The 14,683-nt window shown below is 42.6% G+C and carries 10 protein-coding genes; 4 read left to right on the top strand and 6 right to left on the bottom strand.

Annotation, left to right across the window (positions count from 1 at the left end; all coding sequences use genetic code 11):
• Positions 1–134: 134 nt before the first annotated feature.
• The 3 genes from DEO27_RS05735 to DEO27_RS05725 form a co-directional block, all read right to left on the bottom strand.
• Positions 135–1,205: a fatty acid desaturase gene (locus tag DEO27_RS05735; protein WP_112572228.1), complete on the bottom strand. Its 1,071-nt coding sequence runs from the start codon at positions 1,203–1,205 to the stop codon at positions 135–137.
• A gap of 258 nt (positions 1,206–1,463) precedes the next feature.
• Positions 1,464–3,368 (bottom strand): tetratricopeptide repeat-containing sensor histidine kinase, encoded by a 1,905-nt coding sequence (locus tag DEO27_RS05730; RefSeq protein WP_112572230.1) that lies wholly within the window; start codon positions 3,366–3,368, stop codon positions 1,464–1,466.
• 54 nt (positions 3,369–3,422) lie between these two features.
• Positions 3,423–3,989, bottom strand: coding sequence for an acyl-CoA thioesterase (locus DEO27_RS05725; protein ID WP_112572233.1), 567 nt, complete (start codon positions 3,987–3,989; stop codon positions 3,423–3,425).
• Positions 3,990–4,117: 128 nt separating this feature from the next.
• Here DEO27_RS05725 and DEO27_RS05720 point away from each other — a divergent pair, with 128 nt between their 5' ends.
• Together DEO27_RS05720 and DEO27_RS05715 are read left to right on the top strand one after the other, a co-directional pair.
• The gene (locus tag DEO27_RS05720; RefSeq protein ID WP_112572235.1) at positions 4,118–6,901 is read left to right on the top strand and encodes a TonB-dependent receptor; all 2,784 of its coding nucleotides are present in this window, start codon (positions 4,118–4,120) and stop codon (positions 6,899–6,901) included.
• A 70-nt stretch (positions 6,902–6,971) separates the two neighbouring features.
• Positions 6,972–7,688 (top strand): hypothetical protein, encoded by a 717-nt coding sequence (locus DEO27_RS05715; RefSeq protein WP_112572237.1) that lies wholly within the window; start codon positions 6,972–6,974, stop codon positions 7,686–7,688.
• 136 nt (positions 7,689–7,824) lie between these two features.
• Here DEO27_RS05715 and DEO27_RS05710 read toward each other — a convergent pair whose 3' ends face one another.
• Together DEO27_RS05710 and DEO27_RS05705 are read right to left on the bottom strand one after the other, a co-directional pair.
• Positions 7,825–8,328 (bottom strand): peptidylprolyl isomerase, encoded by a 504-nt coding sequence (locus DEO27_RS05710; protein WP_112572239.1) that lies wholly within the window; start codon positions 8,326–8,328, stop codon positions 7,825–7,827.
• Between the two features lie 12 nt (positions 8,329–8,340).
• Positions 8,341–10,362, bottom strand: a complete 2,022-nt coding sequence (locus DEO27_RS05705) for a thioredoxin domain-containing protein (RefSeq protein WP_112572241.1) — start codon at positions 10,360–10,362, stop codon at positions 8,341–8,343.
• Between the two features lie 232 nt (positions 10,363–10,594).
• On the opposite strand from DEO27_RS05705, the gene DEO27_RS05700 reads away from it, so the two are divergent.
• A complete protein-coding gene (locus DEO27_RS05700) occupies positions 10,595–12,559 on the top strand; it encodes a M1 family metallopeptidase (protein WP_112572243.1) in 1,965 nt (654 codons plus the stop codon).
• A 111-nt stretch (positions 12,560–12,670) separates the two neighbouring features.
• On the opposite strand, the gene DEO27_RS05695 is transcribed toward DEO27_RS05700, so the two are convergent.
• Positions 12,671–13,828 carry a hypothetical protein gene (locus DEO27_RS05695; protein ID WP_112572245.1) on the bottom strand — a complete coding sequence of 386 codons (1,158 nt, stop codon included), beginning with the start codon at positions 13,826–13,828 and terminating at the stop codon, positions 12,671–12,673.
• Positions 13,829–14,180: 352 nt separating this feature from the next.
• Between DEO27_RS05695 and DEO27_RS05690 the strand changes: the two genes are divergently transcribed.
• On the top strand, positions 14,181–14,540 hold the full coding sequence (locus DEO27_RS05690; protein ID WP_112572247.1) for a two-component system response regulator: 360 nt from the start codon (positions 14,181–14,183) through the stop codon (positions 14,538–14,540).
• Positions 14,541–14,683 lie beyond the last annotated feature (143 nt).

The raw sequence follows: 14,683 nt of genomic DNA, 5'->3' as shown, positions 1-14,683 counted from the left end.
GCTATGACATGTTTTTTCCCACCTCAATCTTCTGAACATTTATAGTGACGCCAACTGTGGCTTTAGAGAAAAAAACATAAAAAAAGCCATAACGGTAAACCCGCTATGGCTAAATATAATGATATAAGAACCGCCTATTCCGCCGCTACCAATATCTCGGCAACAGGTACAGCCACCGGCACAATAACCGGAACCGGGGTGCAATATTCTTTTAAAAAATCAGCCTTAGAGTCGCGGTATGAACTTACAGCACCCAGCATGCTCATCATTTTAATGTAGCACCAGGCCAAATCAAACTGGTACGGTTTAAAACCAGAACGTGCGCTTTTAGGATATAGGTGATGGTTATTGTGCCATTCGCCGGCAACATATCCGGGCCATAGCTGGTTGATAGACATATCTTCGCGATTATGGTCGATACCCTCGCGGCGCATATCTTTTCCTTTACCATGCCCTTCGTAATTAAATGTGCGCACACCAACTGCCCAGATCCCCGCCGAACCAAATACCGCGCAGGCCAGTGCTGGGCCACCTAACAGATAGAAAGCCGTGAACCAGAAACCCCAGTTAAGGATAATACCAATTACGGTGCGGGTTGGGTTGGCGAGGGTTCCCCATTTTTGATACTGTTTGTAAGTATTGGTGGTTACGCCGGTATGTTTCATTAGGTTAACACATTTTTTGTAACAGGCTTCGTCCATATTGCGGGCTATGGGCTGGTGGTTAACATCGGCAAGGAAGCAATACATGAAACCGCCTTGCGCGTTATATGGATCGCCCGGCTGATCAGACAAAGCATGATGCACGTGGTGCGATACCGCGTAGATCTCTTCCGGAATGATCTTAAGCGTAAGGTTTTGGGTAAAAAACCGCCAAAACTTATTTTTAAAGGTGTAAGCGCCGTGTGTGCAATACCTGTGATGCCAGATGGTACCATGGGTACCCATGATGATCATACTATATACAAAGGCAACAATTAAGCCTGTAATGCTGAAGTATTTAAAAATGAACAAGCCTAAAAAAGGCACTAAGGCCAGCACCAGCGACCAGCTTAAAAATGAAAGCCAGTTTTTTTTATCGGCGAAAACATTGATCCGTTTAAAAAATTCTTTTACAATTTGTTTGTTGGTGGGTTTCGAGAGATTGCCAAGTTCATCTGTCCAACCATATGCAGGTGGTTCGAGCACAGTGTTTAAAAATGCCATTAAGTTTTGGGGAGATTAGTTAAGCGAGTGGGAAATTTATGTTTATTTTGTCACAATATAGTAAAAACTACTTATTGCTTATACGTATTAACGGGTTAAATAGATTTAAATTACCCAACAAATGATTAAAACTTTTTCAGAATAATTAAATTTCTTTATATGAAAGTATAAAAGGCTATTTCCGCTACATTTGCTTAATAAGCATTAATCATGTAGCAAAACGGGATGTTTTAAATAGGAATAATTTTTGAGGAGAGATTAATCTGTAACCAAAGGAAGGCTAAAACTAAAGGTACTGCCCTTATTTACTTCCGAATTTACCCAAAGCCTGCCGCCGTTAAACTCAATAAGCTCTTTACATAAAAACAGCCCGATGCCGTTTCCCGTCTCACCGGAGGTGCCTGTTGCGGAATATTTGGTATTGAGACTAAATAACTTGTCCAGTTTTTCGGCAGGGATGCCGTTTCCTGTGTCGGCAATACTAATGACAAGCATATTGCCGTCAACAGCACTTTGTAAAGTAACCACGCCATTATCGCCGGTAAATTTGATAGCGTTGCTGATCAGGTTACTTAATACTACTTTGATATGCCTTTCATCTGCCTGAACACAGGTTCCCGGCAAAGCAAGGTTATCAAACCTGATATTTTTTTGCTGAAAAAGATAGCTGAATATCCCACCCAGCTCCAAACCTATCCGGTAAATATCTATCGCAGATAGTTCATGATTAATCCCCTTGATCTGGCTGCCGGCCCATTCCAACAGGTTTGATAGCGTTAACTCTGCGCTCTGTACAACAGGCTCTATCTCTTTCATCAGGCCCTGTATCTCGTTTTCGTTTAAAACTCCAGTATGATACAGTCGCAAAATAGAATGCAGGTTGGCAAGCGGTGTACGCAGGTCATGACCAATTACCGCCAGTAACTTATCTTTAAGACTGTTAACATCGGCCAGGTTTGCAGATTGCTCTTCTATCAAATCTTTCTGAATCAGCAAAGCCTTGTGCTGCTTACGCATCCGGTTGCTTAATATTCGTTTTTGTTTATAATGATAATAGGTAACCGATAAAGCCACTATCACAATAAGCAATGTAATAATCAAGGTAATAATGATTACTTTTTGCAGGTGGATCTTCGCGCTGTATTCCTTAGCCCTTTGTTCAACTGCCGCGATAGCATTAAGGCGGCTGTTAAGTTCAAAATAGCTTTGGATCAACTCGGTATTTTTACGCTTGTTAGTAGCGTTAAGGCTATCAAGCGCTTGCGTATATTTTTTTTGATAAGCTAAGGACTGCACCATATCATGCTTTTGTTCAAAGCTATAGGTCATGGTTTTATAGGCGGACGAAATACCATCCATAACCCCTATGCTGTCAGACAATGCAGCGCCTTTTTGAGCCAGCTCAATAGCTTTATCGTACTGGTTTAATGAATTATAAATAACTGCGCGTTCAATAAATGATATGGCCCTCAAACGCTTGTTATTAACCAGATAACTCATGTGCAGCGCCGTATCCGAATAAGCGATAGCTTGTTGATATTGCCCTTTTAACCGGTATGCATTAGCCAGCCTGCTGTATAATATGCAAATTGCGGGTTGGTCGTTTACGGTACGACTAAGTTGCATGGCCAATTTGGCGTTAGCTATGCCCTTATCGAATTGCTTCAGTTTAGCATAAACAAATGAACGTTCATTGTAAACCTCGGCCAGCATTTTAGAATCATGCCCCGCAAAGCGGGCAGCTATCTCCAGGTTTTTTAGGGCCTTGCCGTAGTTTTGCAGATCGGTATAAGCCCGGCCAATTGAACTGTAGCAGTGAGCAAGTAACAAGGGCTTGTTTTGCGGCAGATAACTTAATGCCGAATTAAAGTAAAACAAGCTGATGGGGTAATATGATTGCGACCAATATACATGCCCTAAGTTTAAAAAAGCACGACCGGTGCCGTCATTGTATTTTATTTTTTCCGAAAGCAGTAAAGCATGCTCGGCCAGTGCCCTGGCCTCATGCGGGGCGCCAACGTAGGTGTTTTCTATATGCTGGTTAAGGCTGTCGATAGTTTTGATTAACGTGGGAGAGCTTTTCGGTTCGGTTCCGTTTGTTTTTTGCGCATATGTGGTACCATGCATCAATAACAGCAGTAATAAACCTACAGGCCTCGTCATTCTCGTTAATAGTTTCAGACTGCAATCTAATAATAAACTTTATATACGCAATAGCTATCCGGCAACAAGGCAGCGTTCGCCCTTTAGCATTTCAATACAATGTTCATAGTTATCAGGCATTTGAATCTGTTCAACTTCCTTCATATAACTTTGTTTAATTTCTTTACGGCGACGGGCTTCAATAAAACGCCTCACCTGCTCGCGGTTTTCAAGCACTAAGCCGGGCACTTTAGCAGGTTTATTAAACTCATCCTTAGCTACCATGGTGAAGTAGCTGGTATTGGTGTGTTTTACCGAATGATTTTTGATATTTTCAGATATCACCCTGATGCCAACCACCAGTGATGTATTGCCCACATAGTTTACCGATGCCATCAACGACACCAGCTCCCCTACTTCTACAGGTTGCAAAAAATCTACAGTATCGATAGACGCGGTTACACAATAGTTTCCTGCGTGTTTTGCGGCGCACACATAAGCTACCTTATCCATCAGCGAAAGCAGGATGCCCCCGTGGATTTTGCCGCCAAAATTAGAATATGAAGGGATCATCAGTTCGGTAATGGTGGCTTGTGAAAATGCTACGCTTTTATAGCCGTCGATATCGGATAAAGTGCTCATAAATAATGGTAATATAGTATAAGGTTATGCGCTAAAATACAATTTATGCAACATTAGTATTACATAGGGTCAAATCATTAAACCTTCATTAAACTTTTAGGGTCAATAACCTAAATTGACCCTAAACTATGAAAAAACACTTACTGCTTGCGTTTATCAGCTTTCTTTTTTTGTCAACGGCCTATGCTCAGCAACCGCGCGAGGTACACGGAACCGTAATTGACAGCGTTGGCGCTGTGCCCGGCATTACCGTAAAACTGATATCTGATAAAGACAGCACAGTAGTAGCAACCAGTACCGCCGGTGCTTTCGTTTTCCCGGCAGTAATTTCCAAAAACTTTAAGCTCACCATAAGCGGTATCGGCTACCAGCCGTTTACCCGCCGTTATGTAATGGATAATGATACCAAGCCTATTAAGCTCGACCCGATCAAGGTAAAAGTGCAAACCAATATGCTGAATACCGTAGTGGTTTCGGCCGTGATCCCTATTACCATTAAGGAAGATACTGTTGAATACAAAGCCAGCGCCTATAAAGTAAGGGAAGGTTCGCCAGTAGAGGACTTATTGAAAAAACTGCCCGGTGTGAGCGTTGATAAAGATGGCAACGTAACCGCGCATGGCAAACAGGTTACCAAAGTACGGGTTAATGGCAAGGATTATTTTACCGGGGATGTACAAACCGCCACCCAAAACCTCCCGGCCGACATCGTAGAAAATATCCAGGTGATTGACGATTACGGCGATCAGGCCAATTTAACAGGCATCAAAACCGGCGACCCGGACAAGATCCTGAACATCACCATCCAAAAAGGAAAAAGCAAGGGCAACTTTGGCCAGGGAAGTGTTGGTGTAGGTAACGATGACAGGTACCAGGCCCGCCTGTCGGCCAATTCATTTTATGATGCCAGGCAGCTGGCACTCATTGGCACCTGGAATAATAACAATACAAACACATTCAATATAGGCAGCAGCGGTGGCGGTGGCGGTCGTGCAGGGCGTGGCGGTGGTGGCGGCGGAAGCAGTGCCGGAGGTGTTAGTACAGCAAACGGTATCACTACCAACCGCTCGATAGGTACCAATTACCGCGACGACTGGAGTAAAAAAGTCACTGTATACGGCAGTTACAGCTTTGCCGATAAAGACCGGGATATCAACAGTACAACCGTTCAGCAAAACCTTTACCAATCAGGTAATATCATTAACATGGACAACAGCACCAATCATAACCATGGGCTGAACCACCGCTTTGATTTTAACATCGAGTACAAAATAGATACATCCAACTATATTAAAATTAACCCCGGTTTTTCTTACGCCACTGCCGAAAACATGAGCACCGACACGTTTAGCAATTCGCGTAAAGAATCGGTAGTTACCGGTAACGAGCTGGCTTTAACCAATAACTCATCGCAAACCGGCAGCATCAATGTGCTATATAATCACAAATTCCATAAAAAAGGGCGTAATTTTAGTTTAAACGCCAATGCAAGCTATTCTAAAAACGACCAGGAACTTAATGATAAGTACACTACCCGACAGGATACTGTTGTAACCCCCTTGTTCCAGCAGATCAATTCAGATAACCAATCGCAAAGGGTAAGCCTGCATTTTTCATATATCGAGCCTATCGGCAAAACAAATTACCTTGAAGCTAATTACAGCTATAATTATTCCAACACGGATAACAATCGCTACAACTACCGGATAGATCCGGCGACAGGTAATCAAACCTATGTAGATTCGTTGAGTACGCTCTATAATTACCAGTTCATTACTAATCGTTTCGGATTAAACCTGCGTGGCGTGCATCCTAAATATAACTATACTTTAGGTTTGGCTGTTCAGCCTTCCAAACTTGATGGCGAATCGCACAATTTTCATACTACCACATCCACATTTAATGTTATTCCAACGGCGCGGTTTATTTATAACTTTTCAAAAAACCATTCGTTTTCATTTAATTACAGTGGTTCAAACGCGCAACCTTCATTTGCCCAGTTACAGCTTCAACCCGATTATTCAGATCCACAAAACAGGGTTTACGGTAATCCTGACTTAAAGCCTTCGTTTACCAATAGCATCAATATCAGGTACAACCAGTTTGATATTGCAAGTGGTAATTCCCTGTTCACCAATTTATCATTTTCAGAAACACAGGATGCTATAGTTACCAACTCATCGCCGGTTACCGATAGTACCCAAACAACCAAAGGCAATAACACCATCCAGGCAACCCGCTATGTTAACACCAACGGTATTTATAATATAAGTGGTAATTACTCCTTTTCAAAACCTTTTGCAGAACGCAAATTTACCGTTTCGTTAAACGGAGGTGCCAACTATAACAATAACATATCGTTTATTGAAAACCAGCGCAATGAGGGCAAAAACTGGGTGCTTAACCAGGGAGCCAAACTCAGGGTAGATATTGACAGTATTATGGATAGCGAAATCAGCGCTAATTACAGTATCAACACCACACGCTACAGTATCCCATCCACAGTAAATACAAACGCGCAAACATGGACCTTAGGACTTGATGGCCGCAATTACTTTTTTTACAGCTGGGTGCTGGGATATAACTTAACTCAAACTATTAATCATGGCTTCAGCAGCACTGTTAAAGCTAACCCTACCCTGTTAAGCAGCTACGTTGAATACCAGTTTTTAAAAAAGCATATCGCTTCCCTGCGTTTCCAGGCTTTTGATATTTTTGATGAGAATAAGGGCGTAACACGTACTACCTCAGGCAACCAGATCATTGATACCCGTACGAATAGGCTGGGCAGATATTTCATGCTTAGTTTTGCTATCAGGCTGCAAAAATTTACCGGCAGTCGCCCGCAAGGTGGTCGTGAAGGCGGACGTGGCTTTGGAGGTGGCGGTGGTCGGCGTGGAGGCAGAGGATAATTTGTATCCTGCTTTTTTTTGGAGATAACTTAACTGCTGTTATATATTTACAACAATCTATATCCCTGCATTGAGAAAACTTATTTTAACTTTTATATCGATATTATATATCGGCTATGCGTTTGCACAAACCAAAGATGTTGCAGCTAAAAACGCCCCGGAAACAGTTATTGTAAAAAATCGCCTTACCGACTCGGTAGTAGAGCGGTTTAATGTATTAAAAACCAACAGAGGCATCCGCCAGGGTTTATACCAGGCCCTTTATCAAAAAAATTACGCGCTGGCAAGCGGTTACTATGATAACGATAAAAGAAGTGGTGTTTGGCACTTTTTCGATAACCGGGGGCACCTGGTACAAAACTTTGACTATAAGGCCAACCAAATCACCTACGAAGCACCGGAAGACAGCACCTCAAACCTGCAATATGTTGTGGATGTAAAACTTAACGATACCGCACGGGTTACCAAACCACTTAAAATAGGCGGTCGTTTTTTTGGATACCTGCCTTATCTTAATCTGTTTAAGCTTCCGCCCGAGTTGCTTAACCTTAACCCCAATGTATCATTTGGAATGGTTGAATTACTGGTTAGCCCTCTGGGGCGACTTGCCTCATTCAAAGTGCATGTATTTAGTGGCAGTTTCGAAAAAGTATTTAATATGAGTATCGACGTACCCGACCCTGCCGATAAAATTTTTATACCAGCGACAATAAATGGCGAACCGGTATCATCCAGGGTTATTATAAAGTGCGCTTTCAGGAATGACGGCGGGCTGGAGTTTTACTAAGCCCCCTCTAAATCTCCCCTAAAGGGGAAACTTTTATTAGCAGGATAAACAAAAAAGGTTCATTTGCATTATGCAAAATGAACCTTTTTTATTTAAAGCCCTCTCCCTTTAGGGGAGGGTTGGGTGGGGCCTGCTATTAGTGATCGTGATGACCATCCGGGCCGTGTGCGTGGCCATGAGATAGTTCTTCAGGCGTTGCCGGGCGTACGTTAAGGATATCGCCTTTAAAGTGCAGTTCCTGGCCAGCCATTGGGTGGTTAAGGTCAACAATAACGGCATCTTCGGCAATTGAAACTACCATAGCCTGGAAACGGTGGCCTTGGTTATCCTGTAAAGGCAAAATGCTACCAATTTCAGGAATTTCGGTACCCTGAAACATTTCTTTAGGCAGGTTTGCTACTGCTTCTTCATCATATACGCCGTAAGCATCTTCCGGAGATAAGCGAAACTCATAGCTGTCGCCAGTTGAAAGTGTGCTCAGGTGTTCTTCAAACTTAGGCAGCATCTGGCCTGCACCAAATAAAAAGGTTAAGGGTTGTTCCTGAGTGGTACTTTCTACCAAAGTTTCGGTACCTGTGTTTTCGCGGTCTACGTACAAATCGTAGGTTAATGATACTACGTGCTGTGGTGCAATCTTCATTGTAAATTGTTTTTAGTTGTAAAATCTGGCTTCAACTTCATTAAGGGCGTCGGCCGGGTTATGAGCAGGTAATCCGCAGGTTTTATCTTTACAAATGAAAATTTGTGTTGATGTACCAAACTTATCCTGCAACAAAGGTAAACTTCCTGTATTACCACCCAACATAATTTTATTGGGGATGTAATTATTTTCCATTTCCTTTCTGAAAGCCTCGGCATTACTGCCGGTTATCGCAATTTCATTTACGCCAAATACCTCATCAAGCAGCAGCATTACCCAGTTTGAGTAGGCAGAGCCATATTTAGATAGTTGCGGCATAACATTGCGCAGCAACTGCGCCGAAACCTCAGTGTACTCTTCGTTATCAAAAAGCAAGCCTAACTTTTTAAGCACCCTTGCCATAACCGAATTGGATGCCGGAATTACGCCATCCATGATCTCCGATTTGCGGGCAATCAGCTGCTCATCGTCATCGGCTGTAAAAAAGAATATGCCTTTGGTTTCATCATAATAATGCAACAGGGCCGTATTAGCCAGTTTACGCGCTTCAAGCAGCCAATGCTCATTAAAGGTCACTTCGTATAATGCTATCAAACCGTCAATAATATTAGCATAATCATCCAAAAACGCAACCGGACTATCCTGCGACGATGTGGCACTGTAAACCCGTGATAGCCTGCCATTTTGGCCAAGCAGTTGATCTAACACAAACCCGGCGTTATTCAGCGCGAGTTCGAGATATGCCGGTTTATCAAAAGCGCGGTACGCATCGGCAAGTCCTTTAAGCATTAAGCCATTCCACGATGCCAGGATCTTGTTATCCAGGCCCGGTCTTACACGCTGGGCACGCGCTTCAAATACTTTTTGTTTTGAGGCGTTTATTTTGACAAGCAGCTCATCAACAGCAAGTCCTAATTTTTCAGCCAACGCCTCATCGCTATCCTTACGGAATAATACATTTGATTCCTCCTCTTCCCAATTACCTTCTTCGGTAATATTGTAGTAGATACAGAACAGTTCCGTGTCATCACCTAAAATTTCTGCTATTTCACCTTTAGTAAAGATGTAAAACTTACCCTCCTTGCCTTCGCTATCAGCGTCAAGGGCCGAATAGAAACCATATTCAGGCGATATCAGTTCGCGGGTACTGAACGTGATGATCTCGTCAACTATCTGTTTGTATAATTCATCGGGCTGCCAGGTATAGGCCTCTGCGTACAGACTAATCAGCTGAGCGTTATCATACAGCATTTTTTCAAAATGCGGTACATGCCAAAGCCCGTCGACAGAGTAACGTGCGAAGCCACCGCCAACATGATCATAAATACCGCCGAAAGCCATTTTATGCAGTGTTAGCTTTACCTGTTCGGCAACTTCCTCATCTTTCATTAAATAAGCATAACGCATCAAAGCCTGCCAGTTATTAGGCATCGGGAATTTGGGCGCATTACCACTGCCTCCCTCCCGCTTATCAAAATAACGTTTCCAGTTAGTGACTATGGTTTGCAAATCATCTTTGGTATGATCGGCCTGTGCTACTACAAACTCTATCGACTCATATTTTTGGATTCCCTCGGTGAGGCGCACAGCGTAATCTTCGGCTTCTTCAGGCTTTTGCTTATAAAAATCGGCAAGGTTAAAGAGCAGCGATGTCCAGTCGTTTTTACGGAAATACGTACCACCATAAATTGGCCGCTGATCGGGCAGGCAGATACAGTTTAACGGCCAGCCCCCACGGCCACTCATCAGTTGAACGGCACTCATATAAATCTGGTCTACATCGGGGCGCTCTTCCCTATCTACCTTAATACAAACAAAATACTCGTTCATTACGGCCGCCACGGCTTCATCTTCAAAACTCTCATGCTCCATAACATGGCACCAGTGGCAGGCCGAGTATCCAATACTCACCAGGATGAGCTTATTTTCGGCTTTGGCCTTGTCAAGGGCTTCCTTGCCCCAGGGGTACCAATTAACCGGGTTGTTAGCATGCTGCAATAAATAAGGCGATGTGGAATTGGCCAAACGGTTCATATATGATAAATGTATTTGCTGCAAAGGTGCAGATATAATTGCACCTGTAAGTTAAATGGTATTTATTTAGAAAAGTTTTACGGGGAGGTGGTTATTCATGTCTGATCCGGCACATTTTCCAGATTCATATTAATGTGCTAAAATCACTAATACACAGGCTTTATGACACTTTAAATTGCCAAACTCACAAATTATTTCCCTTTATTTGCCCCCTTATTGTCAAAAATTTAAGATGAACTGTTTAAAACTGAATTATTTATTATGCGCTGTAGCGCTAATGCCGTTAACGCGAACGGCATCGGCACAAAACTCCGACACTGTTAAATATAACCATCAGGACCTTTTTGGCCCTATTACCTGGCCGGTTACCAGCGGTGGCACACGCTCTGCTGCCGGCAAACCTTCGCCGGCTTACTGGCAAAATAAAGCTGATTACCAGATTAAAGCTTCGCTTAACGAAGGTAAAGACACCACCATTACCGGCGAAGTTAAAATCACCTATACTAATAACAGTCCCGATAAACTTGATTACCTGTGGCTGCAGTTAGATCAAAATCTTTTTAAACCGGATTCGCGCGGAGCGGCGGTTACGCCATATACCGGCGACAGGTTTGATGTTCGCGGTTTTAGCAGAGGTGGCTACCATATTGCTTCTGTTGATATTACTTATAAAGGCGAAACTTATAAAGTTGAGCCGATTATTACCGATGCCCGCATGCAACTACGCCTGAATACCCCAATGGATGGTAAAGGCGAAAAAATAGAAATCAAGGTAAATTATGATTTTGCTATCCCTTTTTATGGTGCCGACCGTATGGGCCGCAAAAAATTTAAACAGGGCTATGTTTATGAAATTGCCCAATGGTACCCACGCATGTGCGTTTATGATGATGTGGAAGGATGGAACACGCTGCCTTATATGGGCTTAGGCGAGTTTTATTGTGAATACGGCGATTTTGATTACTACATCACCGCCCCTGCAAATAAAATTGTAGTTGGCTCAGGCGATCTGCAAAACCCTGAAGAAGTACTTACACCTACCCAATTAAAAAGGTTGGAGCAAGCCCGCAACAGCGATAAAACTGTAACTATCATCAGCGCATCCGAAGTTGGCAAAGGCGCAACACGTCCGTTTAAGGGCACCCTTACCTGGCACTTTAAAATGGAAAATAGTCGTGATATTGCCTGGGGCGCTTCAGATGCGTTTATCTGGGATGCCGCAAGGGTTAACTTCCCTTCAGGACGTAAAGGCATTGCACAGTCTGCTTACCCGGTTGAGAGTTCGGGTAATGATGGTTGGGGCCGTTCAACCGAGTACCTGAAAAACAGCATGGAGATTTATTCAAACCTATACTTTGAATATCCATGGAATTCGGCAGTGAACGTATCAGGCGTGGCTTTGGGTATGGAGTATCCGGGTGCTATCTTCTGCCTGAGCAACCTTAAAAAAGCCGACCTTTGGGGCGACGTTACTCATGAAATTGGCCATAACTGGTTCCCGATGATAGTTGGCTCAAACGAGCGCAAATACATGTGGCAAGATGAAGGTTTTAACACGTTCATTAACGAGTATGCCACCAAAGCTTTCAACAACGGCGAGTATATTGAAAGAAGCACTTCGGCACAAAATGTACTGGCTGGTTACCGCAACAGCAAAGACCCGCTAATGACCGCTCCTGAGGCTATTGGTCTAAATGATTACGGTCAGTATTATACTAAAACCGCTTTAGGTTTAGATATCTTAAGAAATGTAGTGATTGGCCCCGAACGTTTTGACTACGCTTTCCGCGAGTATGTAAAAAACTGGGCATTTAAACACCCGCTGCCTTATGACCTGTTCAGGGCGATGAATGATGCCACCGGCGAAGATTTGAACTGGTTTTGGAAATCATGGTTCTTTACCACCTGGAAGCTTGACCAGGCTATTAGTTCGGTAACATACATTAAGGGCAACCCGGCCAATGGCGCGATGATCACCCTGACTAATAACGAAAAAGTGGCCATGCCTGTTGATCTTAAAATTGTTCAGGCTAACGGCAAAACGGAAATCCTTCATTTGCCGGTAAATATTTGGCAGCGTGATGGTGTGTGGAAATTTAAATATCCATCAACATCGGCCATTAAAAGCATGGAGATTGACCCGGATCACCAACTACCCGATGTTGACCTGAAAAACAACGTTTACAGGGGAGAATGATTTTGATTTCGGATTTGGGAATTTCGATTTCGGATTTTCCGGGATTAGAGATTAGAAAGAATTAAAAAAGGCGATGAGTGTTTGAGCTCATCGCCTTTTTGTGTCTTTGCTTTAATCAAAATTAACCCGGCCGAAGTTTGTTTTAATTACAATATTCCGGTTCGCATCGCCTTTACCCAAACGGCCTTTGTAGCTTTTCTCCTGATTATCGGGCGACTTATCACTCGTTAACGTGATTTGCGGATCGCTGTTGTTTAAGGTTCCGTAGTAGGTACTCACATCACAATTGGCATTTACCCCGGTAATTCGGCCTACCTGCACACTGGTGTAAGCGGCGTTTACATGCAATGTTTTTATGTTTTTGTCGATGTCTTCAATCCTGAATTGCTTGCCAAATCTCGCATCAATAGTAGCCGAAGAATAGATCTTCCCTATCCGTGCCGGACCATAGCTAACGCTTACGCTGAAATTGCTACCTTCATTAAGGTCAAGACTGCCGTGTAAAACCTCCAGCCTGGTACCGCTAAAGCCTTCAATATCGACATCGCCAAAGTTTACCTTTACGTAGTTGAGCGGGTTGATCAATCTTTTTGCCTTCAAGTTACTATAAAGGCTGTTCAACATCAATTTCCCTTCAAAATCGGGTAGAATAGTTGTGCCGTAGTTATTGATTATGCTGAGCGCGTTTTTCACAGGCATAAAAACGATGTAATTGATCTCGATTTTCTTGATACGGGGCTTATCTTCTCCTTTCCATAAAACATTGCCATTATTAATTCCATTATCCCCAATGATAGTTTTAAAGGATACAAGCGCTTCCCTCCTGCTGTCACTTATATTAATGGCGTTTAAAAAGCCCTGGGCGTCCGTTTGTTTATCGGCGTAAATGTTTACCTGTACTTCTACACTAAACTCGCTACGGTTCCAGGTGTTTATTTTAACCTCGCCAAAGCGGTTTTCAATCATTAGCTCATCCAGTTTACCGGCGGCATAAAGCTTGCTATATTTTTTTGAAGCGATCTTCAGCGCGCCATTTTTTATTTGATTGTCCGCGTTATCTTCATCATAAATAATTCCGGCATTTTTTAAAGGATCTGCCGGAGGCATAAACGCCGTCGCATTATTACCGAGTGTGTCGGCATCATTCCGAGGCATTATAACACTATTATCACCTTCCGATTTATCGGCAGATTGAGCAATGCTTCGGTTTGCGACAACAATAAAAAACATCAAAAGCATCAGCCGACCGGGGCGAAATTTAGTTTTCATTTTGCAAATCATATCTATCAGGTTATGCCATAAATGACACCTTAACTTTCAATGAGTTGCATCTCACGGATACAAAACGGCCAATTATACTGCCCGTTATAATTAAAACAGCCCCATTTAACTAATTATCAATCACTTTAACGAAATAAACATCAAAACAATTATCTTTACAAAAAGATAAAATACAGGTACAATACCGCTATATCGTACTGTTAATAAGGTCGATACCAATAATATATTCCCATATCCACTCAAATTAAACACAATAGGAATATTTTTAATTATAAAACATTTTGTTTATTTGTGTCATTAAGAAGCTAATAGCAAATCAAACATCAATTAGCATTTATCTATGGCGAAAAATATACTCATAATTGAAGATGATGCCGAAATTTTAAGGGTATTGGAAACAGTGCTCACTTTCCATGACTTTGAGGTTACCGGACTTAACCGTACCGATGATATTATTGCAGCCGTAAAAAACTACAACCCCGACCTTGTTTTAACCGACTATATGCTACCAGGCCTCAACGGCGGTCGTATTTGCCAGTTGATTAAAAGTAACGAAGATACCCGTCACATCCCCGTAATCCTGATCTCTGCCTACCATGAACAGGCCATAGCCCTGGTTAACTTTGGTTATGATGCCTTTGTCCCTAAGCCTTTTGATGTAAATAAGCTGGTGAAGACTATTAATAAGTTTTTGAATTAAGAGTAGCTTAAGAGCATAGTCCGATCGCAAAATTATGTCAGACACTCATCATTTCAATTTTCCAAAATAATTCCGAAATCTCAAATTCGATATCCGAAATCCTTTCCCCTTTCAGCCCAAAACCTTAATTTCGCTGCCTCATA

The organism is Mucilaginibacter rubeus (assembly GCF_003286415.2).
Classification (GTDB): Bacteria; Bacteroidota; Bacteroidia; order Sphingobacteriales; family Sphingobacteriaceae; genus Mucilaginibacter; species Mucilaginibacter rubeus_A.
This window is presented reverse-complemented; position numbering and strand designations above follow the sequence as displayed.

Excerpts from the sequence above, each read along its gene's own strand:
- DEO27_RS05735 (WP_112572228.1), bottom strand. The coding sequence starts at position 1,205 with ATGGCATTTTTAAACACTGTGCTCGAACCACCTGCATATGGTTGGACA.
- DEO27_RS05730 (WP_112572230.1), bottom strand. The coding sequence starts at position 3,368 with ATGACGAGGCCTGTAGGTTTATTACTGCTGTTATTGATGCATGGTACC.
- DEO27_RS05725 (WP_112572233.1), bottom strand. The coding sequence starts at position 3,989 with ATGAGCACTTTATCCGATATCGACGGCTATAAAAGCGTAGCATTTTCA.
- DEO27_RS05720 (WP_112572235.1), top strand. The coding sequence starts at position 4,118 with ATGAAAAAACACTTACTGCTTGCGTTTATCAGCTTTCTTTTTTTGTCA.
- DEO27_RS05710 (WP_112572239.1), bottom strand. The coding sequence starts at position 8,328 with ATGAAGATTGCACCACAGCACGTAGTATCATTAACCTACGATTTGTAC.
- DEO27_RS05705 (WP_112572241.1), bottom strand. The coding sequence starts at position 10,362 with ATGAACCGTTTGGCCAATTCCACATCGCCTTATTTATTGCAGCATGCT.
- DEO27_RS05700 (WP_112572243.1), top strand. The coding sequence starts at position 10,595 with ATGAACTGTTTAAAACTGAATTATTTATTATGCGCTGTAGCGCTAATG.
- DEO27_RS05695 (WP_112572245.1), bottom strand. The coding sequence starts at position 13,828 with ATGAAAACTAAATTTCGCCCCGGTCGGCTGATGCTTTTGATGTTTTTT.
- DEO27_RS05690 (WP_112572247.1), top strand. The coding sequence starts at position 14,181 with ATGGCGAAAAATATACTCATAATTGAAGATGATGCCGAAATTTTAAGG.